This window comes from Staphylococcus delphini, assembly GCF_900636325.1.
In the GTDB taxonomy this organism is placed as follows: Bacteria; Bacillota; Bacilli; order Staphylococcales; family Staphylococcaceae; genus Staphylococcus; species Staphylococcus delphini.
The window spans coordinates 1,448,986-1,471,284 of record NZ_LR134263.1 but is presented as its reverse complement, the minus strand read 5'-3'; the positions used below and the strand labels follow the sequence as shown (position 1 = coordinate 1,471,284).

Sequence of the window (22,299 nt, the reverse complement as noted above, 5' to 3'; positions counted from 1 at the left end):
CCTCCAGTCTTTTTATGTCTTTGCAATAATAAGTTCTGACACAGGATAGTCATGAGGTTCAATGTCCACTATTTCATTGAGTTGTATATCATAAATGAGACTTAAATTGGTAGGCTCATATTGTGATAGATAGCGATCAAAATAACCACCACCATAACCAATACGATAACCGTCTTGATTGAATACAACCCCAGGCACGATGACTAAATCTAAGTCGTTTTGTACCGGACTATCAACTTGAATATAGCGAATCCCCTTATCGTCTGTTGCTAACTGATCAAAGGTTGTGAACTGTTGGAACACCATTGCTTTCTTTTCATAATCTGTTGTAGGCACATAAACGGTTTTGCCTTCGTTGATCGCGTGTCGAATAATGGGATCAGTCGCAACTTCATGTGACATTGACAATACTAGGCCGAGTTGCTTTGCCTGTTGATATTTAGGGTGTTGAATGAGTTGTTCGAATAACCAACGATCTGCTGCTTCTTTTTGTTCGGTTTGAAGCATTTTCATTTTTTGTAATGTCGCTTGACGTAATGCCTTTTTAGTCATTTCATTTTCACTCCCTCACATCTCAACCTATTATATCGTGCATTCGGCGTTGTGTCATGGAAAGATCGTCTCGAATTGACGCACAGTTTTTTGAAAAATAATTATAAAAAATGGCTAGAACACAATGTCCTAGCCCAAGATTGAAACAATTATTTTGTTTCGCGGTGTAATGTTTGTTTGTTTTCACGTGCACAGAATTTTTTCATTTCAATACGTTCAGGATTAGTACGTTTGTTTTTAGTAGTGATGTAGTTACGATCTCCACAATCTGTACATGCCAAAGTAACGTTTACGCGCATATTAACCCTCCTCATCTATCATTAAAATACGACCTTATTATCATACCATTTTAAATGAAAATTGGGAAGCGTTAATTCGTATAAGATTCATAACGATCACCGGTAATAAAATAATACAAATGTTCGGCGATATTGACGACGTGATCGCCAATGCGTTCTAAATATCGTGCAACTAGATGCGCCTGACCCGCGACAAACGGATCATTATCGATTAAGTAACTCGTATTAATAATTTGCTTATATAAATCATCAATGTCAATATCACGTTCTATAATTTCTTTCACAAGTTCTAAATCATCGTTTTTAGTCGCATCATATAAATCTTGCAGCATCAACAATGCCAACGTGCCCATTGTTTCAAGCCGTGTCATAATATAGTGATCGGTAATCTGTGCACGTGTTCGAATTTTAGCGATATTTGCGGCATTATCCCCGATACGTTCAAATTCGGATGCGATTTTAAGTGTTGCAATCATCATTCTTAAATCTTTCGCAATTGGTTGTTGGCGTGTAATCAGCATTACGACTTTTTCGTTAATATCATATTCCATTTGATTGATTGCTCTATCACTTTTCACAATTTGTCGTGCATGTGTAATCTTTTCATCTGATAAGACTTTCACGGATTTTTGAATCATACTGTACGTGTGCAACCCTAAAGCACGTAAATCTTTTAATAAATCTTTGAGTTGGTCTTCATAACGCTTTCGAATGACTGTCATATTAACCAAAACGCCCTGAAATATAATCTTCTGTTTGTTTATCAGAAGGGTTCGAGAAAATCTTATCCGTGTCATCATATTCATTTACGTAACCATTTAAGAAAAAGGCTGTTTTGTCAGATACACGTGCTGCTTGTTGCATATTGTGTGTGACAATAATGATGGAATAATTTTTCTTTAAATCTTGAATCAGTTCTTCCACTTTTAACGTCGAAATAGGGTCAAGCGCTGATGTCGGTTCGTCCATTAAAATCACATCCGGCTCAATTGCTAAACAACGCGCAATACATACACGCTGCTGTTGTCCACCAGAAAGGCTATATGCATTTTGATTCAGACGGTCTTTTAATTCATCCCAAATCGCCGCCCCTTTAAGTGATTTTTCCACAATTTCATCTAATATTTTCTTATCTTTAATGCCGTGAATGCGTGGCCCGTACGTAATATTGTCATAAATGGATTTTGGAAATGGATTCGGCTGTTGGAAAACCATCCCAACTTGTGTCCGTAACTTTTCAACCGGATAACGTTTATCGAAAATATTTTGATCTCGATAGAAAATTTTGCCTGACGTTTTTACAGAAGGCACAAGTTCTACCATGCGATTGAGTGCTTTTACATAGGTTGATTTACCAGAACCGGACGGCCCAATAATCGCAGTGACGTTCTTTTCGTAAATGTCTAAGTTAATATTTTTTAAAGAATGTTGTTCACCATACCATAAATCTAAGTTTTGCGTAGAATATACGATAGAATGATTTTGTTCTGTTTGAATTTGTTGCTTTTGATGAACGATTTCAGTTTCTCGTTCTAATGTTTGAATTTCAGTCATGAATAACCCTCATTTCCTTAATACTTGTTAGAATATTTGTTCCGAATAATGACTGCAATCGTATTTAAAATAAGTAGAATGGCGAGTAATACGATAATGGCCGCAGATGATAACGCTTGGAAGTCAATGCCAGGCTTACGTGCCCAATCATATATTTGTAAAGGCAATGTTTGAAATGAATCTAAAATACTGTTCGGTGTACGTAATAAAATCGTTGGAATACCAATCGCGACTAACGGTGCGGTTTCTCCAATGGCGCGTGAAATGGCTAAAATAACACCTGTAATAATGCCGGGAATTGCTGCGGGTAACACGACTTGTTGTATCGTTTGCCACTTATTCGCACCTAAGTCATAAGATGCTTCTTTTACTGATTGAGGTACAGAACGGATAGCTTCTTGGCTAGCGACGATAATCACAGGTAAAATAAGTAATGCGAGCGTTAATGCAGCAGCTATGACCGAATTCCCTAATTGTAGCAATGCGACAAAAATCGTTGCGCCCAATAAACCATAAACGATTGATGGAACCGATGCTAAGTTTGAAATATTAACACGAATAAATTTAGTAAATGCATTGTCTTTTGCATATTCTTCTAAATAAATGGCACTACCTACTCCTAAAACGAGGGCGATCGGAATTAAAGTCATCATGAGCCATAATGTTCCGATGAAGGCGCCTTTCACACCAGCAGAACTTGCTGATGATGAAGAAAAGTTTGTAAAAAAGTCAGTGCTCATCACTGGTAGCCCTTTTCTTAAAATGTCAATAATAAGAATGGCTAAAACGATCAGTCCCAATAATGTGCACATAAAGAAAATCGTTTTAAATACTTTGTTTTTAGTCAAACGGCCAGAGAGTTGCGCTTCGACATTTTTTTGATCAACTAAATTCATGATTAATACTCCTCCCTGAAACGTTTCGTCATCCATTGTGAAATAAAGTTCATCACTAATGTGAACATAAATAATGTGAATCCAACTGCGTAAATACTGTAATATAGGTCAGAACCATTCGTTGCATCCCCTTGTGACACTTGAACAATATAGGCTGTCATCGTTTGAATTGAATGTGAGAATGACAAATCAAATGATGGGCTTGAACCTGCTGCGAGTGACACAATCATCGTTTCACCAATAGCCCGTGAAATAGCTAATACAATTGAAGCCATTATCCCTGATGTTGCTGCAGGGATGACCACTTTGAACACCATTTCTAGTTTAGTTGAACCGAGACCCAGTGCACCTTCGCGAATTTTTTGAGGAACTGACGACATGGCATCTTCGCTCATACTTGCAATCATTGGAATGATCATGACGCCTACAACCAAACCTGGACTGATTGCATTAAAACTGCCAATACTTGGGAAAATCGTTCTCAGTATAGGCGTCACTAATGTGAGTGCAAAAAAGCCGTAAACAATTGTAGGAATACCGGCCAAAACTTCCAAAATCGGTTTAATGATTTTACGCGTTTTTTTAGATGCATATTCACTCAAATAAATTGCGGCACCTAAACCAACTGGTACTGCAAAAATTGTTGCGATTAACGTAATTTTTAAAGTACCTACAATTAATGCCCAAATGCCGTATCGAGGCGTGGCGCTAAAAGGATTCCAATCCGTTTCGAGAAAAAATTTAGATAACGGCACGCGTGTGAAAAAAGTGATTGTTTCGGTGAGCAACGTGATCACAATGCCAAGTGTTGTCAAAATGGATATCGCAGCGATAATGGCTAAAATGATCGGCATCATTTTAGCACTGAGAGATGCGCCTGCATGACTCTTCTTTTGAATGAGTGCTCTAATATTATTTTGTGATTTCATCTTACTGACTCCTTTTCTAAAAAGGGTTGAAGTATCATCTTTTGTGACAATACTCAACCCCGAACATGACTACTTACAATTCAGTTGTTTAATCAGTATGGTAAGCGCGTGAGATTTTTATTTCTCTTCACCCGTTATTTTTTCTAATTTTTCAAGTTGCGCATCATAATCTTTTTCAGGTAATGCTACATAATCGACACCTTTTGCTTCAGCGGCTTTACCTTTATTTTCTAATGTAAATTTCATAAATTCAGCAAACGCATCATTGCTTTTTAATTTTTCATTGTTTGCATAAATGAATAATGGTCGGCTTAATGGATATGAACCATCTTGAATTGTTTTTTGATCTGGTCCAACTGCTTTACCGTTATCGCCTTTTACTTCAACCGCTTTTAAGCTATCTTCATTTACTTTATAGAAGTTATATGCGAAGAAACCGATACCTTCTTTGTTATCTTGAACAGATTTTACAATGACATCCGTATTTTGATTTTTTTCAGCTTGAATATCCTCGTCACCCATGACTTCTTCAGTAAAGAAATCATATGTACCATGGGATTGGTCTGGCGAGAATGCTTTAATCGGTTTGTCAGGATAATCAGCATCAACATCTGACCACTTTTTAGCTTCTCCAGAATAAATCTTTTTCAAATCTTCTAAAGAAACCTCTTTAAGAAAGTCGTTATCTTTGTTGACTGCAATCGTTAAACCGTCTTGAGCCACTTTGAATTCTGTATAATCAATCCCTTTATCCTTCAATTGTTCTTTTTCTTCATCTTTAATGGGACGTGATGCATTTGAGAAGTCAGTTTTACCTGCAATGAATTGTTTAAAACCGTCACCTGTTCCTGAAGTCACGTTTTCTACCGTTGCTTTATCGTGACTTGAAGAAAAGTCTTCGTTCAGTTTTTCAATGATTGGGGCTACTGTTGATGAACCGTTTCCTTTAACTGTTCCTTCAACGTTAGAACTTTTCGTATCACCTTGATCACTACTTTGTTGAGATGCACCACCACATGCACCTAAAACTAATGAAGCACCAATCAGCGTACCGCCCAGTGTTTGCCATCTTTTCATTGAAACATCCTCCTAGAATTAACTTTCGATTTGCTTACAATTTAAGGATACAAATGTTTTATTAATTAGGAATGAATGAAGTGTAAAGTTTGCATTAATTTATTGCTCGATATATTTTTATGTATTAAATTCAGTTTGGTGAAAGATGATTGTTTTGGAGAAAGCGTCATGTAGCAGTTGAAGTGTCTTCAAAGAGAGTAAAAAAACAGGGCTAGAATGTTTGGAGATTCCAGCCCTGTCTATTGCTTTTCAGTTATGAATGTGTAACTTATTTATCAAAATAATAGTTGATGACATCGCGTCCTAAATCCCCACCGTTGAGCCAAGGTTCTGGCACAGGTTGGTTCGAGTAAATGATAGAGAACGCTAATTGTGGATCATCTGCTGGCGCATATCCGATATATGTTGAGTTAACACGTGGTTCGCCATCTTGGAATACTTCGGCTGTTCCGGTTTTACCAGCTGCGCGCACTTTTGTTTTATTAAAGCTCACATAACCGGTACCTTGTGGCTTATTAAATGCCATGTCGAAACCTTCTTGCACTTCCTTAATTTCATCCGGTGTATTATTGACACGGTTAAGGACGCGGCCGTTAATTTTATGTTTAACTGGACCTAATGCGTCATCACTTGTCGCTTTATGAATTTCTTTACCGATATGCGGTTGAATACGGTAACCGTTATTGGCGATTGTCGATACATATTGCGATAGTTGTAATGGTGAGTAAGTATCATATTGACCAATTGCTAAATCAAGATAATTACCAGGATTGTCTTTTAAAGGTTCAATTTGACCACTTACTTCATTAGGTAAGTCGATCCCTGTTTTGACACCAAGGCCTACTTGGTTTAATCCTTTACGCAATTTTTGACCTGGTACTGTCACATCTGTTGGCAATGACATATGCGGTTGATATTCGAGTCCTGCTAATTTCAAGGCCGTTTTAAACATGTATACGTTAGAAGAATGCATGAGCGCTTCTTTATCATCAATCAGTTTTTGACCATTTTTATTGAAATACGAACGTTTGGTTAATCCGCCTTTAAATGTCAAAGGTTCGTCCACCATTTTATCGCCAACGTGAATGACATCATTTTGGTAACCTGCAAGTAATGTTGCCCCTTTGACTGAAGACCCCACTGCGTACTGAGACGTAAATGTCCCGATGTCATAGTCGGTTAAAGTGCCATCTTTTGCAATTTTTTTACCGACCATCGCTAAAATATCACCATTTTTAGGATCTTGAACGACCATCATTGCGGAATCCATATCTTGGGCGCCTTCAGATCGTAATTTTTTAATTTGTGATTCTAAATATGATTCAGTTTTTTGTTGGAGCTTAATATCAATCGTGAGCACTAAATCGTCCCCACGCGAACCTTCATTCACAACTTCTGAATCAATAATTGCACCAGATTTATCTGTTGTATAGCGCATCTCTTTCTTTTTACCCCGCAGCACATTTTCATATTGTAATTCAAGGTAACTTTTACCTACACGATCATTACGTGAATAGCCTTTTGAAAGATAATCGTCTGTCAGTTCTTTCGGTAAACCTTCTTCAGGTGTCGAAACACTTCCTAAAATGCCTCGAAGTGTATTGCCATACGGATATTTTCTATCCCAGTCCATTTCTGTATTAATGCCTGGTAAATCCGCTAACTTTTGAGAGACTGATGCGTACTCTTCATCAGTGACCTTATCTTTTTTAATCGTTCTCGGACTTAATGTGGACCCTTGCATCATTTCGCGATAAATTGCTAATATTTGCAAGTCCTTTTTAGAGAGACTGTCGAGTTGTTGATCAGAAATTTTTGTGAGCAACTGTTGGTCATAGTCTTCTTGAGAAATATCACCATTTTCATACAATTGTTGCTCTTTTTTCATTAAATCTTTCGCTTTATCAGGATGTTTTAGAATCCAAAAGTCCTTTTTATCTCGTTCGGTAATTTTTGAAGTATCCATTTTAATTAATTCTGAAAGCTTCTTCGCTGTGTTCAGTATTTCTTGTTGGTTTGTATTTTTACCGCGTGTATAGGTAATGGATTTTTTTGATGCATTGTCTACTATCACATTACCATTTCTATCAAGAATACGTCCCCTTGGCACAGATTCATTCACAGTCACATTCTCACTTTCACGAATCATTTGATTATATTGTGAGCCTTGAGCAATTTGTAAATAACCTAGTCTTAATACAATCGCCACAAACGCAAAAATGATGATCGCAAATATAAAGTTTATCCGTTGATTCATATGAAGACGCATCTTCTCGTCATTTGTTTTTTCTTTTAATCGTTTTAACAATACAACCGACCTCTATTCACATCGTTCTCTTTAAAATGATATATGAAATACATCGTTTTTGCTAATGTTTTGTGATGAATCAAACAAAAAAATTCATCCTATGTTTATATGAATCCAATGGCGTTTAATCGTGTGAATGATGAGGCCGTTTTTCTATTAACTATATGTTCAACACAACAGACATGACAAGTGAGTTTTAGATTTGTAAGCGTATAAATCAAAAAAAGAGACTAAGCAATATCACATTGCCTAGCCTCAATCATTCATTTTACATTTGAATTGTGAAAGCTGAATATTATTTTGCAGCTTTGTATAATTCGTCAACTTTTTCCCAGTTTACAACGTTCCAGAATGTGCTAATGTAGTCTGGACGTTTGTTTTGGAATTTAAGGTAGTACGCATGCTCCCATACGTCTAACGCTAAAATTGGTGTTAAACCATCAGTTAATGGACTATCTTGGTTTGCAGTTGTAACGATTTCTAATTTACCGTTGTTAACAACAAGCCAAGCCCAACCTGAACCGAAACGGCCAGCTGCTTTGTCTGCAAATTCGTTTTTGAATTCATCTAAAGAACCCCATTGTTCTTTAATTTTATCGACAACTTCACCTTTTTCTTCTGAGTTAGGTGTTAAGATTTGCCAGAAAATAGAGTGATTTAAGTGACCGCCACCATTATTACGAACTGCTGTACGTAAGTTTTCTGGTACGCTGTCTAAGTTTGCAATTAAATCTTCTAATGATTTATTTTCAAATTCAGTACCTTCAACAGCAGCATTTAATTTTGTTACATAAGTGTTATGATGCTTGCTGTGATGGATTTCCATAGTTTCTTTATCAATGTGTGGCTCTAATGCATCATAAGAATAAGGTAATTTTGGTAGTTCAAAAGCCATAATTAATCATCCTCCTAAATTTGATTCCATATTTATTGTATCAACTTTGTACCTTTAATCAATCAATTTGCTTAAAGGAAGTTGGTACGTAATCATATTAAGAATTACACTATATATTATAGCTCATTTCTAGGATTTTTAAACATGCTCATTGAAAATACTCCAAAAGACTGATGTGTGATCGTAACGCTGAAAATAATGACGATATCGTGAAATTTTTGCATCGTTTTAAACATATTATTTTGAATAAACACGTACGCATATTGTATAATATGTAATAACGTTGATTAATGGTCTCTGAGAAGTACATTTTCAAGTTAAAATTATTTATAAAGGAGTTCCTAACATGGCTGAAATAACACATCGTAAAAATACGCGACCAGTTAAAGTTGGTGATCTAACAATTGGTGGTGCAGATGAAGTTGTTATCCAAAGTATGACAACGACTAAAACTCACGATGTTGAGGCAACAGTAGCTGAAATTAAGCGATTAGAAGAAGCAGGTTGTCAAATTGTACGTGTTGCTTGTCCTAATGAGGAAGACGCGCACGCAATTAAAGATATAAAAGCACAAATTAATATTCCACTCGTCGTTGATATTCACTTTAATTATAAACTCGCTTTAATTGCGATTGAAAACGGTGCAGATAAAATTCGTATCAATCCTGGGAATATCGGCAGACGTGAAAAAGTAGAAGCTGTAGTAGAAGCATGTAAAGCAAAAGGTATTCCGATTCGTATTGGTGTGAATGCGGGCTCACTAGAAAAACATATCCTAAAAAAATACGGATACCCTACTGCAGATGGTATGGTAGAAAGTGCTTTACATCATATTAAAATTTTAGAAGAACTCGACTTCCATGATATTATCGTCTCAATGAAAGCGAGTGACGTTAATTTAGCTATTGAAGCCTATACAAAAGCAGCAAAAGCTTTCGACTATCCATTACATCTTGGTATTACAGAAAGTGGTACGTTGTTTAATGGTACAGTAAAATCTTCAGCAGGTTTAGGTGCGATTTTAGCTTTAGGTATCGGTAACACAATGCGTATTTCTTTATCAGCAGACCCTGTTGAAGAAGTTAAAGTGGCTAAATCTTTATTAAAATCATTCGGTCTTGCAAGTAACGCAGCGACATTGATTGCATGCCCAACTTGTGGACGTATTGAAATCGACTTAATTTCAATTGCGAATGAAGTTGAAGAATACATCGAAAAACTACAAATTCCATTAAAAGTTGCGGTATTGGGCTGTGCTGTTAATGGTCCAGGTGAAGCACGTGAAGCGGACATCGGTATTGCCGGTGCTCGCGGTGAAGGATTACTTTTCATGAAAGGTAAAACGGTGCGTAAAGTCCCTGAAGAAACAATGGTTGACGAATTGAAGATGGAAATTGATAAATTGGCTGCTGAATGGGAAGAAAACAAGAAACAAGAAGCGGCTCAAAATTAAAAACTTCATTTCCCACCTAAAAACATGAATGAGATTTTAGCTTCCTACTTTTGTGGGGAGCTTTTATGTATGATTGATCTATTGACGCCCCCTTCCTCAGGGTGTCATTTCAACTGACCCACAGTTTGATTTTACAGTTACATTTGAAGCGGGCGTGTCGTGGATGTTTTAGATTATAGAACAGCGGTTATGTATGTCCTTGTACTAAAATTAAAAAGGGGATAACACATAAAAATTTCAAGTCTCAATCCATTCATATATTTTTGACTGATTAAATGATTTTAAAGTAGTTGGAAAATGAGGATGAATGGATAAAACATTGATGCTATTGATTTATTGATTTCATAAACTTGCCCTCAGTTTCGCTGTATTTCATATAAGATTGTCCAGAGGGCTGAGACTCCTGAGGGAATGCGTGCATACTGCTGACAGTCGCTTCTTTACTTTAATAGTGGTTGCTGTTTATCGCAGTAGCTGTCTGACTTCTCAACGTATACACTTTTGAGAAGTCTAGTCAGCCTTGCGGGGGCAGTACGACGAAATCTTTGTTACACATGAGATTTCTGTACTGCTCCCAAAATCCACGATGAATGGGTGCGCTGGGAATCAATAAACGGTGTTCCAAAAGCAGGATTTTCGACAGAACTCCCGCGATTTCGGCAAAATTTGGAAATCAATTTTGCTCATCGCTCGGTTCTGCTCAAATCCTAAGCGCTTTTGTCACAACCTCCCCTCAGCCCCTAGGAACGCGAAGCCATGAAGGCAATCTAAAGCTACAAGACATAGGGAGGGCAAGTTTAACAAAAATATTGCATCAATAGCATCAAAAGTTTTCAAGCCTCATCACTTGGTATACACAACAAAATATAGTAAAGGAGCTGAGGAAACTTAATGTCCTAGCTCCTTTTTTATTATTTACATTTTTCACACATGCCGTATACTTCTAATTTATGCATTTCAATCTCTACATTAGGCAATGATGCTTTAATTTCTGTCATTGGGCAAAAATCAATGACTTTCGTATCACCACAAACGGTGCAAATAAAATGATGATGGTGATGTGACGTACATGCAGCACGGAATTTCATTTCTCCATCCAACTCAGTTCCCTCAATAATTCCCAAAGTTTTAAATAGATGGAGATTACGATAGATCGTATCAAATGAAATTCCTGGATAATCGTTGTTCAATTGTTGCTGCACTGTTTTTGCATTAATGTATTTATCCTCGTTGATAAACATTTCAATCATATCTCGACGTTTATCTGTATATTTATGCCCATTATTTTTCAATATACGAATGGCTTCTTCCATTTTCATTACGCTTCACTCCTTTTAGTTTCCCAGTAACAAAGGACTGATAGAAAAGTGTTAAACCTAACATGATGACTAAAATTACTACGATGATTCCACCAGGTGAGATATTTAAATAAAACGCTGTAACTAGCCCTACAATAACTGAAAACTCTCCGATAATGATACTTATTAATATAAATTGTTTAAACCCTTTTGTCCAACGCATTGCAATAGCGACAGGTAAAGTGATGAGTGCACTCACTAACAGCACACCAATGACACGCATCGATGCAGAAATAACAAGTGCGACAATTACAATAAACAAAAATTGTATCCATTTCGGAATGCCAATCACTTGGCTATATTCTGTATCGAAAGACAGGATGAACAATTCTTTATAAAACAACATAATGAAAGCTAGCACTAAAACAGAGATGGTTACAATAGTAATTAAATCACTCATGGATACCGCGCTGATTGAACCGAACAGTAAACCGACAAGTTCTTGATTAAACCCTTTAGCCAACGAAATAAAAATAGCACTTAAACCAATACCTGTACTCATAATAATCGGTATCGCAATTTCTTGATAATTTTTATATGAAGTTCTCAAATATTCAATGAGCAGTGCACCAATTATCGCAAATAGAATCCCTGTCCAGATTGGATTAACGAATGCAAATAGCGGTGAGAGTGTAATTAAAAACATCCCGAATGAGATACCGCCTAACGTGACGTGACTCAGTGCATCGGCAATCAATGAGAGACGCCTCACCACGATAAATGTCCCGATGAGTGGTGCAATCAAACCAATGAGTATCCCACTAATAAATGAGTATCTGATAAATTCAAAATTTAATATTGCATCAATCATACACAACAATCCCTATCATGTTTATGGTCTACAAATTTAATGGGGTGACCATAGATTTTTGATATTTCTACTTCATCTAATGATTTAAATTCACTGACTGCACCATGGAAGTGAAGGTGCTTATTTAAACAAGCCACATCTGTAGCTGTATCAGCAACGACACCGATGTCATGTGTCACGAGAATAATCGTCACACCTTCTTGTTTGAGATGGCTTAATGTTTCATAAAACTCACCCACATGTTTGGCATCAATCCCATTCGTCGGTTCATCTAAAACGAGTACAGCAGGGTCAGACACTAAGGCACGTGCAATTAATACACGTTGCTGTTGACCGCCAGAAAGCTGTGCGATATTTTTATGTTTTAGTGTTGAGATATTCAGTCTTTCTAGTACTTGATCCACTTTGTGATCGTCTTCTTTACTAAACCATTTAAACAGTTTTTTCTTACGTGTCAGGCCGCTCAATACAACCTCATTCACGGTTGCTGGAAAACCTGCAGTAACGGACGATGCTTTTTGAGACACATAACTAATTTTATCAGTCGTTAATTTCTTATTGTAAGATTCACCGTCAATATAAATCTCCCCTTTTTGAATAGGTAAAATGCCTAATATTAATTTAAGGAGCGTTGATTTCCCTGCCCCATTCGGACCGACAATAGCCAAAAACTGGCCATGATGAATACGAATATTAATATTTTCTAGCACTTTTTTATGTTCGTAAAAGAAATCTATATTTTTGAGTTCAAATACAGGTTGTGACATTTTTTCACCTCAATCTCTAACTATAACGCGCCTTTACGGAAATGTAAATAGTAACGTTTACGATAAGACTTTATTATTATACCACAATTAAAGTGGGTTTAAAGTGAGAAAACAAGTGTAGCTCATATTGTAAAAATAAAAACAACCCTACCTCAATTGAGATACGGCTGTTTTAAAGCGTTGATTATGCTTGTGATATAATTTTGTTTTTCATTTCTGGATCAAACGTTTCATTTTTGAATGCTTCAATCTCATAACGATACGGTGGCTTTTTATTTTTCTTGTCTTCACCGACGTATGGTGTTTCTAAAATTTTAGGGATATTTTTAAATTGTTCATGATGTACCACGTAATTTAATGCATCAAATCCGATATGTCCAAAACCGATATTTTCATGACGGTCTTTATGTGCTGATATCGGATTTTTACTATCGTTAACGTGGACAACTTTAATACGGTCGACACCAATAATACGGTCGAATTCGTTTAAAACACTATCAAAATCATTGACGACATCATAGCCCGCATCGTGAATATGACACGTATCGAGACAAACAGATAAGCGTTCATTATTGGTAACGCCATCGATAATTTGTGCGATTTCTTCAAAAGTTCTACCGATTTCTGAACCTTTACCTGCCATCGTTTCTAATGCAATTCTGACATCGTTTTGATTCGTTAAAACTTCATTTAACCCTTCGATAATACGCTTAATACCTACTTCAGCACCAGCACCGACATGCGCACCTGGATGTAACACAATATCTTTCGCACCAAGTGCTTCAGTTCGTTCAATTTCATTTTGTAGAAAGTTAACACCTAATTCAAACACTTCTGGCTTTTGCGTATTCGCGATATTAATAATATAAGGCGCATGCACGACAATATTAGAAAGATTGTAACGTTCCATCGCTTTATGGCCTGCTTCGATATTCAGGTCCTCAATCGCTTTACGACGTGTGTTTTGAGGTGCACCTGTATAAATCATAAATGTTGAAGCACCGTATTGATGTGCTTCTTCTGCTGATGCTTCTAACATTTTTTTACCACTCATAGACACATGTGATCCGATTAACATATTTATCCTATCCTTTTTAATGAACTATTTTTTTCGAGATTGACGCTTTTTCATACGACTAAATTGACGTTTTTCTTGGCGTTTCAGTTGTTCGAGTTCTTGTTTGTATTTCTTCTTATAGCCCGGTTTGACTTTCTTTTTCGTATTGCGCTTCACTTTATGTTTTACTTTTTGTGTAATATGGTCATCCTGTTTTTGACGCAATTGTCGTGTATTATGCGCTTTGATTGGCTTTAATTCGCCATCTTTAATATCGACATTTTCAAAATGATAGCCTTTGTTTTCGATAGCCGCAATTAAACCATCTTCTTCAGGTGTATAAAGTGTAATCGCCACACCTTTATAATTCCCTCTGCCTGTACGGCCAACACGGTGCGTAAAGAAATCAATATCTTTAGGGACGTCAAAGTTAATGACATGACTCACCCCTTCAATATCAATACCACGAGAAGCAAGATCACTCGCAATCACATATTGGAATTCAAGGTTACGAATTCGTTTCATTTGTTGTTTACGTTCACGAGGCGTTAAACCACCATGAATCATACCCACTTGAATGCCTTGATGTTGAAGTTCAATGGCAAGTTGATTGGCACTGTCTCTACTGTTACAGAAGATGATTGCTAAGTATGGATTCAACATTTCAAACAATGCAACTGCTTTTTCGATTTTTTGAGCCCCTTTAGTTGGGATGAGATAAAATTCGATACTTTTTTTGTTTTTCGTCTCGCTCTTCACTTCGACAAATTCAGGATGTTCTAAATATTTATTTAAAAATGGATGTAATGATTTGGGAATGGTTGCACTAAATACAGCCATTTTTGCGTCATCATCAAGTTTTGCAGCGATTTGATCGACTTCCTCAATTAAACCTAAGTCAATCATTAAGTCAGCTTCGTCAATGACTAAATAATGCGCAAGATGAACGTGGAGTGCACCAATTTTAGCCAAATCGTTAATACGTGTCGGTGTCCCGATAATTAACTGGGGTTGTACTGTCGTTTTTTGTTTGTCTTTTTCAAAATCCGTGCCACCGATAAACAAACTCACTTTAATCCCTGTTTTATATTCACTTAATTGTGTGGCTGCTTGATATAATTGTGTTGCAAGTTCACGTGTTGGCGCTACAATGATAGATTGTGGCTCGTGAATTTCTGGGTCGATTTGTTGGAATAATGGTAAAAGAAATGCATGTGATTTACCTGTCCCTGTTTGTGATTGACCAATAAGATTGACTTGCTTCATAATTTTAGGGATAACACGTTGTTGTATTTCTGTCGGTTGTTTAAAATTTAATGCCGTTATTGCTTCAATTAAAGTTGAATCAAAACGAAATTGGTCAAATGGATGCTTTGCCATGGTTTGGCCTCCTTAAAGATTCGTCTCTATATTATAAATGAATTTATGATTAATGAAAACATGCAAGTGAATGTTTTTAGTTTTTAATGTCCTTGACTTTACAAATCGCTAGTTGTGTATTAATTTTAAAACTGCTGTGTAATTGGTATAATGAGTTATTAAAGGAGGTTCGCTTACAGAATGGAAATCATTAAAATTACCCCACGTGGTTATTGCTATGGCGTGGTCGATGCGATGGTGATTGCGCGTAATGCATCACTTGATCCAAACTTACCACGTCCGATATATATATTAGGAATGATTGTGCATAACAAGCACGTGACAGATGCTTTTGAATCAGACGGAATTATTACATTAGACGGACCGAATCGTTTAGAAATATTAGATCAGATTAATGAAGGAACAGTTATCTTCACTGCACACGGTGTATCACCGGAAGTTAAAAGACGTGCCAAAGATAAAGGATTGACATGTATTGACGCGACATGTCCAGATGTTGAAAATACCCATCAACTCATTCGGGATAAAAAAGCGCAGGGCTATCATGTTGTCTATATTGGTAAAAAAGGACATCCTGAGCCAGAGGGAGCTGTTGGTGTCGCACCTGATATCGTTTATCTCGTGGAAACGAAAGAAGACGTTGAAGCGTTGCCCGATACACTGAACGACTATCCTTTAATCGTGACCAATCAAACAACAATGTCACAATGGGATGTCTCACATTTAATGGATGATTTACAAGAGCGCTTCCCTCATGTCGAGCAGCATAAAGAGATTTGTCAAGCGACACAAGTACGTCAAGAAGCAGTTGCAGATCAAGCGGGTGCTGCAGATCTACTCATCGTTGTAGGCGATCCAAAAAGTAATAATTCAAATCGTCTTGCGCAAGTGTCAAAAGATATTGCACATACAAATTCTTATCGTATTGCTGACTTATCACAGCTTGATTTGCGTTGGTTAGAAGGCGTGGAAACAGTTGCGGTGACTGCGGGTGCTTCAACCCCTACCCCTATTGTTAAAGAAGTGATTAATTTCTTAAAAGATTATGATCCAATGAATCCTGAAACACATGTCACTGCCTCTAACGTACCGGTTGAAAAAATCTTACCTAAAATTAAAAAAGCTAAACCGGTTAAAATTATGGAATAAATCATGTTTCATTGAGTAAAGGGACATTATAAAAAGCCTGGGAGGTTGCATCTCAGGCTTTTTCACTGTTTAAATTTTTGCATATGTGTTTTTTGGTAAGCGTTTGAACATATCTCAATTATGTCCAAATGAACATTCTCGTCTACATATAATCGTAAGGATCAGTGTGTACGGTTGATGCTTTAAGTGGTATTTGTGTTGATACATCTGGTAACCAATCAAGTAGTAGTGATACTAAGCCTTCTTTCATTACATATTCACTATAATGGTTGATGTCTAATAGATTGATTCCAGCCATTTTAGCATCTAACGCTTCATGATGTTTAATGTCCCCTGTAATAAACAAGTCTGCACCACGTTGATGTGCAAGGTTTTCAAAACCTATCCCTGCACCGCCAACGATTGCAACACGTTGAATTGTCTCGACTCGATTGCCGATATAACGCACACTTGGCATCTTGAGCACTTTTTTCACTGATTGAACAAAACTTTCAACTGACTGCGGTTCAGGTAAATCGCCTATCATGCCGAGGCCATACTGACTCATTTTTTTCATCGGTATAAAATCATATACAGGTGTTTCATATGGATGATTTGCTTCAATAAGTTCTTGAACGAATGTCATTTGACCGCTACGAATCATAAATTCAATTTTGAGTTCATTAACCGTTTCAATATTACCCATTTGTCCAATATGTGGATTCGCTTCTCCCACAGGCTTAAATTGACCTTGTCCTTCAGCATTGAAAAAACAATATTCATAATTACCCTCAGTCGCCAAACCATGGTCAGCTAAAGTATCTTTAAAGGCCTGTGCATTTTCTTTTGGAATGAACACTTGAACTTTATAATACGCCGTTGTTTGTCTATCTAACACTTCATTATTTTTTAAGCCTAACTTTTTAGCTAGCATCGCATTGACGCCTTTTGGATGGACATCTAAATTCGTATGCAATGCAATCAAATTGATATTGTTTTGAATGAGACGATATAAAATCGAACCGTAGCCGCCATCTTCTGTAATGTGTTTCACGCCTTTAAAAATAAGCGGATGGTGTGCGATAATGGTGTTAATATTTTGGTTGACTGCTTCCTCTACAACATCTAACGTACAATCTAACGTCGTTAAAATGCCGTTGACTTCACTTTGTTGATCCCCGATGAGTAAACCGACATTATCCCAAGATTCAGCAGTATGAAACGGTACTTCTTGATTTAATGTTGTTAGCAGTTCATGTAATTTCATTGTGATAACACCTCTTTAATGTCGTTTTCTTGAGCTTCAATTTCTTGATAACGATGATGATGCTTATCAGGATCTAATTGTTGCTTAATATCTGCTAATGCTACGAGTTCACGCTCCCATTTTTCTACAAACAGTGCATTCGGTTCTGGATGAAGGTATGGACCAAATTTAAAGTCTCTGTCAGATAATTGCATATTTCCTGGGTCTGCAACGATAATTTCATAAATATGTGCACGTTCTTTTATCAAAGTTTCTGTTGTAATGCGATAGCCGTGTTGTTGTAAAAAACGACGAATCGGTTCACTTTGAATATTAGATTGGAGGACGAGTCTCGGTTGATTTGGAATATATGAAATCCCTTCAGTTAAAATGCGCGTGATGAGCGGACCTCCCATGCCACAAATCGTTACAGTATCGACGCGGTCTGTTGGTTTTAATATCGTTAAGCCATTACCTAAACGAACATCAATTTGTCCTTGATAGCCATGTGTCGCTACATTCGTTAGTGCAGATTGGTAAGGGCCTTGAATGACTTCTCCTGCAATCGCTCGTTGAATCGTGCCATTTTGAATACAATAAATGGGTAAAAATGCATGGTCAGAACCAATATCTGCAAGCACGTCCCCTTGCACGAACTCACTTACTTTATCCAGTCGTTTATTAATAGGAATCATGATGTTTCTCCTTCATATTGATAATCATAATAAAAAGGAATGGGACATCCTCTGTCGCCATCCCTTTCATTTGTATTAGTCCATAAAGTCTTTTAAGCGTTTGCTTCGACTTGGATGTCTTAATTTGCGTAATGCTTTAGCTTCGATTTGACGAATGCGTTCACGCGTAACACCGAATACTTTACCTACTTCTTCAAGTGTACGTGTACGACCATCATCTAAACCAAAACGTAAGCGTAATACATTTTCTTCACGGTCAGTTAACGTATCGAGGACATCTTCTAACTGTTCTTTCAACAATTCATAAGCCGCATGATCAGATGGGCTTTGTGCTTCTTGGTCTTCAATAAAGTCTCCAAGGTGACTATCGTCCTCTTCGCCAATCGGTGTTTCAAGTGATACAGGTTCTTGAGCAATTTTAAGAATTTCACGAACTTTTTCTGGTGGTAAATCCATTTCTTCACCTATTTCTTCAGGTGCTGGATCACGGCCTAAATCTTGCAATAATTGACGTTGTACACGAATCAATTTGTTAATCGTTTCAACCATGTGTACTGGAATACGAATCGTACGTGCTTGGTCAGCAATCGCACGTGTAATCGCTTGTCGAATCCACCATGTCGCATAAGTAGAAAACTTGAAACCTTTACTAAAGTCGAATTTTTCAACTGCTTTGATGAGGCCCATATTACCTTCTTGAATTAAATCTAAAAATAGCATGCCACGACCGACATAACGTTTGGCAATGCTGACAACAAGACGTAAGTTCGCTTCAGCTAATCGTGCTTTCGCTACTTCATCACCTTGTTCAATGCGTTTCGCAAGTTCGATTTCTTCTTGCGCACTTAACAAATCGACACGACCGATCTCTTTTAAATACATTCGAACAGGGTCATTTATTTTAACGCCTGGAGGTGCACTCAAATCATTAGGGTTCAATTTATCATCTGTATCAGAACTGTCTTTTTCGTTAACAAGTTGAATGTCATTGTCATTAATCATGTCGAAAAATTCGTCCATTTGATCAGAATCCATATCAAAATTCTGTAATTTATCTGCTACCTCTTCATGACTTAGATGACCTTCTTTTTTACCTTTTTCAATAAGTTGTTTTTTTACATCTTCTAATGTGAGTGTCGGATCGATGGTTTCTTTTTTGATTACTTTTACCTGGTTATCTGACATAAAAAGGCCTCCCAAAATTATTCTTGACTCTTCAATCTAGCTCTATTTTTATTAACAATCATCTCTAAATAGTATTTTTGAGATGCAATATCTCCAACACGTGTCGCTTCTCGCAATTTTTCGTGGAGTGATTCAATCGACTCAGAATAGCGATGTTCAGTCATCACTTGTATATAGTCAGCAATCTCGTTTTCATATGGTTCCCGGTTAAGTGGATAATCCCATAAATATATCAACACTTCTTTTAATATATCGTGATCTATATACGTGACAAATTCGCTCATCGTAAACGAATCATATTTTGAATAAAATTCTCGTAAGGTAATAAATATACGTTTAAAATATTCATTTGTAAAGTCTGTTTCATCAATATCTTGATAAAAACTTAAAAATACTTCTTTATCCATAATGAAATGCTTTAAAATTGCACGTTCAGCTTTTTCATATTTGTTATGTTGCATCCACTGCGTCGTTTGTGTCGGTACAGGTCCGACTTGTTCAAAATGTTGCTGTGGGTGAACACTTTCTACTTCCTTATTTAGACTATCAGCACTCACTTTAAACACTTCTGAAGCATTTTGTACGACTTTATTTCTTAAAATATGAGATGAAATGAATGCAGCATCTTCAATAAACATGTGATAGTACTTTTCATATGCTAAATCATTGTTTTGAATCTCATGCTGATGTTGTTGAAGTTTGAAACTGACAAATGCCTTTTTCTCAGTGTTCACAAAGCTATTAAACTTTTCTGCACCGTATTTCATAATATATTCATCTGGATCCATTTTTGACGGTAATTGTACGACATAGACGTTAAACTGTTGCTGTAAAAGTTGTTGTCCTATTTTCATTGTCGCTTCAATACCTGCAAAGTCCCCATCAAACATCAACGTGACGTGACTACAGAGTTTCTTTAAAAATGTGATGTGTTCATTAGAAAGTTGTGTCCCCATACTGGCTACTACATTTTTCAAACCTGCATCATCCGCTTTAATCACATCCATAAAGCCTTCCAGAAGAATGACTTCATCTTTTTGACGAATACTTTTACGTGCTTCGGATAAGTTGTATAACAGTTTGCGCTTTTGGAAAATAGGTGATTCTGGACTATTCAAATACTTCGGTTCTTGTCCAGTGTACGTTCGACCGGAATAGCCTACGATGCGCCCTTGTGCGTTGGCAAGTGGGAAAATGATACGGTTCCGAAAGCGATCGTAGTAATTAAAGTCTGTGTCATTACGAGACAAAATACCTGCTTCATAGCCAAGCTGTAAATCATAACCTTTTTTTTCCATGAAATCCGTAGCAAAATGTGATGAATCAGGTGCTAAGCCAATATTACGTGCATCAATCATATCATCTGTGAAGCCACGTTCATATAAATAATTTAAAGCTTGTTCCCCTTCAACAGTTTTTTTCAATAAATAATGATAATATGACAATAGCTCTTCATGCATTTGAATCATCTTTAAATCATCAGAAGCGATATGCATATCATCATCTGTCTCGCCAATATCAACCTTTATATTGACGCGTTCACCGAGATGTTGAACAGCCTCTGTAAAAGATATATTTTCAATTTCTTGAATAAACTGAAAGACATTGCCTCCCTTTTTACAGCCAAAGCAATGACAAATTTGCTTATCTTCAGAAACAGTGAACGATGGGGTCTTCTCATCATGAAAAGGACACAAACCGATATAATTGCGCCCTCTTTTTTCAAGCTTTACATATTCACTCACAATGTCGAGTATGTCAGACTGTTGCTTAATTTCTTCAATCGTATTTTGTGGTATTCTCATGTCATCACCTTGTATTACCATTCATCTCTATGCTATGGGTAGAATTTACACATAGTTTTAACATTGTACAACTTATTCACTCGTAAAGGAATGATTATGCTCAATAATTTGGATAATATTATTCGCCGTCTCTTCAATCGCTTTGTTAGAGACATCGAGCACTGGGCAACCGATTCGTTCGACGATTTGATTGAAATATGCTAACTCTTCAGCAATACGTTGGTCAGTTGCATAACGTGCTGAATCCGATAAGCCAAGTTGTTTTAATCGCTCTTTTCGAATCGCATTTAATTTATCCGAACTAATTTTGAGTGCCACACATTTTTTCGGATCCACTTCAAATAATGATTCCGGCGGTGTCACTTCAGGTACGATCGGCACGTTCATCACTTTATAACGTTTATGCGCTAAATACTGTGAAATAGGCGTCTTTGATGTACGGGAGATACCAATAAGTACTATATCCGCTTTAGGTAACCCTTTTGGATCTTTACAGTCGTCATATTTCACTGCAAATTCCATCGCTTCAATTTTTTTAAAGTAATCTTCATCTAATTTATGCACAACACCAGGCTCATTCAATGGTTTTTTGTGAAATGTATCTTCCATTACATTGAGCATTGGTCCCATGACGTCGACAGATTTGAGGCCATATTTATCGATATTTTCTTGAATATGCGCTCTAATATCTGGTCGCACGAGTGTATAGATAATAATAGATTCTACTTCTCTAGCAACCGCTATGACTTCATCTATATTTTCTTTCGTTTCAATATAAGGATAGCGAATAATATGATTTGTACAATCGCTATAATTAAATTGAGACATACACGCTTTTGCAACTAACTCAGCTGTTTCTCCCACTGAGTCTGAAGCAATAATGATTTTTACATTCGTCATAGAT

At 36.8% G+C, this 22,299-nt stretch carries 21 protein-coding genes; 2 read left to right on the top strand and 19 right to left on the bottom strand.

Annotated features, from left to right (window positions below; all coding sequences use genetic code 11):
- Positions 1-12: 12 nt before the first annotated feature.
- The 9 genes from EL101_RS07005 to EL101_RS06965 form a co-directional block, all read right to left on the bottom strand.
- Positions 13-552 (bottom strand): 5-formyltetrahydrofolate cyclo-ligase, encoded by a 540-nt coding sequence (locus EL101_RS07005; RefSeq protein ID WP_096597003.1) that lies wholly within the window; start codon positions 550-552, stop codon positions 13-15.
- 149 nt (positions 553-701) lie between these two features.
- Complete coding sequence (rpmG, locus tag EL101_RS07000) at positions 702-851, bottom strand: 50S ribosomal protein L33 (protein ID WP_014613813.1); 150 nt, start codon at positions 849-851, stop codon at positions 702-704.
- A gap of 71 nt (positions 852-922) precedes the next feature.
- Complete coding sequence (gene phoU, locus EL101_RS06995) at positions 923-1,573, bottom strand: phosphate signaling complex protein PhoU (RefSeq protein WP_096597005.1); 651 nt, start codon at positions 1,571-1,573, stop codon at positions 923-925.
- Position 1,574: 1 nt separating this feature from the next.
- Positions 1,575-2,405 carry a phosphate ABC transporter ATP-binding protein PstB gene (gene pstB, locus EL101_RS06990; RefSeq protein ID WP_096597007.1) on the bottom strand — a complete coding sequence of 277 codons (831 nt, stop codon included), beginning with the start codon at positions 2,403-2,405 and terminating at the stop codon, positions 1,575-1,577.
- A gap of 17 nt (positions 2,406-2,422) precedes the next feature.
- Entirely contained in the window at positions 2,423-3,301 is an 879-nt protein-coding gene (pstA, locus tag EL101_RS06985; RefSeq protein ID WP_096597009.1) for a phosphate ABC transporter permease PstA, read from the bottom strand.
- A 2-nt stretch (positions 3,302-3,303) separates the two neighbouring features.
- A complete protein-coding gene (gene pstC / locus EL101_RS06980) occupies positions 3,304-4,230 on the bottom strand; it encodes a phosphate ABC transporter permease subunit PstC (protein WP_096597011.1) in 927 nt (308 codons plus the stop codon).
- Between the two features lie 117 nt (positions 4,231-4,347).
- Positions 4,348-5,307, bottom strand: a complete 960-nt coding sequence (locus EL101_RS06975) for a PstS family phosphate ABC transporter substrate-binding protein (RefSeq protein ID WP_096597013.1) — start codon at positions 5,305-5,307, stop codon at positions 4,348-4,350.
- 268 nt (positions 5,308-5,575) lie between these two features.
- On the bottom strand, positions 5,576-7,615 hold the full coding sequence (locus EL101_RS06970) for a peptidoglycan D,D-transpeptidase FtsI family protein (protein WP_096597015.1): 2,040 nt from the start codon (positions 7,613-7,615) through the stop codon (positions 5,576-5,578).
- A gap of 295 nt (positions 7,616-7,910) precedes the next feature.
- Positions 7,911-8,510: a superoxide dismutase gene (locus EL101_RS06965; RefSeq protein WP_096597017.1), complete on the bottom strand. Its 600-nt coding sequence runs from the start codon at positions 8,508-8,510 to the stop codon at positions 7,911-7,913.
- Positions 8,511-8,856: 346 nt separating this feature from the next.
- Here EL101_RS06965 and ispG point away from each other — a divergent pair, with 346 nt between their 5' ends.
- Entirely contained in the window at positions 8,857-9,963 is a 1,107-nt protein-coding gene (ispG, locus tag EL101_RS06960) for a flavodoxin-dependent (E)-4-hydroxy-3-methylbut-2-enyl-diphosphate synthase (RefSeq protein WP_096541497.1), read from the top strand.
- 911 nt (positions 9,964-10,874) lie between these two features.
- Here ispG and EL101_RS06955 read toward each other — a convergent pair.
- The 5 genes from EL101_RS06955 to EL101_RS06935 all read right to left on the bottom strand — a co-directional run bounded on the left by EL101_RS06955 (position 10,875) and on the right by EL101_RS06935 (position 15,336).
- Positions 10,875-11,282, bottom strand: a complete 408-nt coding sequence (locus tag EL101_RS06955; RefSeq protein WP_096597019.1) for a Fur family transcriptional regulator — start codon at positions 11,280-11,282, stop codon at positions 10,875-10,877.
- Positions 11,245-12,132 (bottom strand): metal ABC transporter permease, encoded by an 888-nt coding sequence (locus EL101_RS06950; RefSeq protein ID WP_019165217.1) that lies wholly within the window; start codon positions 12,130-12,132, stop codon positions 11,245-11,247. The genes EL101_RS06955 and EL101_RS06950 overlap by 38 nt, the downstream gene beginning before the upstream one ends.
- Positions 12,129-12,899 carry a metal ABC transporter ATP-binding protein gene (locus EL101_RS06945; RefSeq protein WP_096597021.1) on the bottom strand — a complete coding sequence of 257 codons (771 nt, stop codon included), beginning with the start codon at positions 12,897-12,899 and terminating at the stop codon, positions 12,129-12,131. Before EL101_RS06945 ends, EL101_RS06950 begins: the two co-directional genes overlap by 4 nt.
- A gap of 184 nt (positions 12,900-13,083) precedes the next feature.
- Positions 13,084-13,977, bottom strand: coding sequence for a deoxyribonuclease IV (locus EL101_RS06940; RefSeq protein ID WP_096597023.1), 894 nt, complete (start codon positions 13,975-13,977; stop codon positions 13,084-13,086).
- 24 nt (positions 13,978-14,001) lie between these two features.
- A complete protein-coding gene (locus EL101_RS06935; RefSeq protein WP_096597025.1) occupies positions 14,002-15,336 on the bottom strand; it encodes a DEAD/DEAH box helicase in 1,335 nt (444 codons plus the stop codon).
- A 180-nt stretch (positions 15,337-15,516) separates the two neighbouring features.
- Here EL101_RS06935 and EL101_RS06930 point away from each other — a divergent pair, with 180 nt between their 5' ends.
- A complete protein-coding gene (locus tag EL101_RS06930; protein ID WP_096541509.1) occupies positions 15,517-16,485 on the top strand; it encodes a 4-hydroxy-3-methylbut-2-enyl diphosphate reductase in 969 nt (322 codons plus the stop codon).
- A gap of 142 nt (positions 16,486-16,627) precedes the next feature.
- Here EL101_RS06930 and EL101_RS06925 read toward each other — a convergent pair whose 3' ends face one another.
- The 5 genes from EL101_RS06925 to EL101_RS06905 form a co-directional block, all read right to left on the bottom strand.
- Positions 16,628-17,731, bottom strand: a complete 1,104-nt coding sequence (locus tag EL101_RS06925; protein ID WP_096597027.1) for a Nif3-like dinuclear metal center hexameric protein — start codon at positions 17,729-17,731, stop codon at positions 16,628-16,630.
- Entirely contained in the window at positions 17,728-18,405 is a 678-nt protein-coding gene (locus EL101_RS06920; protein WP_096597029.1) for a tRNA (adenine(22)-N(1))-methyltransferase, read from the bottom strand. The genes EL101_RS06925 and EL101_RS06920 overlap by 4 nt, the downstream gene beginning before the upstream one ends.
- 75 nt (positions 18,406-18,480) lie before the next feature.
- Positions 18,481-19,590: an RNA polymerase sigma factor RpoD gene (rpoD, locus tag EL101_RS06915; RefSeq protein WP_019165210.1), complete on the bottom strand. Its 1,110-nt coding sequence runs from the start codon at positions 19,588-19,590 to the stop codon at positions 18,481-18,483.
- A gap of 17 nt (positions 19,591-19,607) precedes the next feature.
- Positions 19,608-21,395, bottom strand: a complete 1,788-nt coding sequence (dnaG, locus tag EL101_RS06910) for a DNA primase (RefSeq protein ID WP_096597031.1) — start codon at positions 21,393-21,395, stop codon at positions 19,608-19,610.
- 72 nt (positions 21,396-21,467) lie between these two features.
- Positions 21,468-22,295 (bottom strand): pyruvate, water dikinase regulatory protein, encoded by an 828-nt coding sequence (locus EL101_RS06905; RefSeq protein WP_096597033.1) that lies wholly within the window; start codon positions 22,293-22,295, stop codon positions 21,468-21,470.
- Positions 22,296-22,299: the final 4 nt, after the last annotated feature.

Coding starts and splice junctions, on each gene's coding strand:
- EL101_RS07005 (WP_096597003.1), bottom strand. CDS start 552: ATGACTAAAAAGGCATTACGTCAAGCGACATTACAAAAAATGAAAATG.
- rpmG (WP_014613813.1), bottom strand. CDS start 851: ATGCGCGTAAACGTTACTTTGGCATGTACAGATTGTGGAGATCGTAAC.
- phoU (WP_096597005.1), bottom strand. CDS start 1,573: ATGACAGTCATTCGAAAGCGTTATGAAGACCAACTCAAAGATTTATTA.
- pstB (WP_096597007.1), bottom strand. CDS start 2,405: ATGACTGAAATTCAAACATTAGAACGAGAAACTGAAATCGTTCATCAA.
- pstA (WP_096597009.1), bottom strand. CDS start 3,301: ATGAATTTAGTTGATCAAAAAAATGTCGAAGCGCAACTCTCTGGCCGT.
- pstC (WP_096597011.1), bottom strand. CDS start 4,230: ATGAAATCACAAAATAATATTAGAGCACTCATTCAAAAGAAGAGTCAT.
- EL101_RS06975 (WP_096597013.1), bottom strand. CDS start 5,307: ATGAAAAGATGGCAAACACTGGGCGGTACGCTGATTGGTGCTTCATTA.
- EL101_RS06965 (WP_096597017.1), bottom strand. CDS start 8,510: ATGGCTTTTGAACTACCAAAATTACCTTATTCTTATGATGCATTAGAG.
- ispG (WP_096541497.1), top strand. CDS start 8,857: ATGGCTGAAATAACACATCGTAAAAATACGCGACCAGTTAAAGTTGGT.
- EL101_RS06955 (WP_096597019.1), bottom strand. CDS start 11,282: ATGAAAATGGAAGAAGCCATTCGTATATTGAAAAATAATGGGCATAAA.
- EL101_RS06950 (WP_019165217.1), bottom strand. CDS start 12,132: ATGATTGATGCAATATTAAATTTTGAATTTATCAGATACTCATTTATT.
- EL101_RS06945 (WP_096597021.1), bottom strand. CDS start 12,899: ATGTCACAACCTGTATTTGAACTCAAAAATATAGATTTCTTTTACGAA.
- EL101_RS06940 (WP_096597023.1), bottom strand. CDS start 13,977: ATGTTAATCGGATCACATGTGTCTATGAGTGGTAAAAAAATGTTAGAA.
- EL101_RS06935 (WP_096597025.1), bottom strand. CDS start 15,336: ATGGCAAAGCATCCATTTGACCAATTTCGTTTTGATTCAACTTTAATT.
- EL101_RS06930 (WP_096541509.1), top strand. CDS start 15,517: ATGGAAATCATTAAAATTACCCCACGTGGTTATTGCTATGGCGTGGTC.
- EL101_RS06925 (WP_096597027.1), bottom strand. CDS start 17,731: ATGAAATTACATGAACTGCTAACAACATTAAATCAAGAAGTACCGTTT.
- EL101_RS06920 (WP_096597029.1), bottom strand. CDS start 18,405: ATGATTCCTATTAATAAACGACTGGATAAAGTAAGTGAGTTCGTGCAA.
- rpoD (WP_019165210.1), bottom strand. CDS start 19,590: ATGTCAGATAACCAGGTAAAAGTAATCAAAAAAGAAACCATCGATCCG.
- dnaG (WP_096597031.1), bottom strand. CDS start 21,395: ATGAGAATACCACAAAATACGATTGAAGAAATTAAGCAACAGTCTGAC.
- EL101_RS06905 (WP_096597033.1), bottom strand. CDS start 22,295: ATGACGAATGTAAAAATCATTATTGCTTCAGACTCAGTGGGAGAAACA.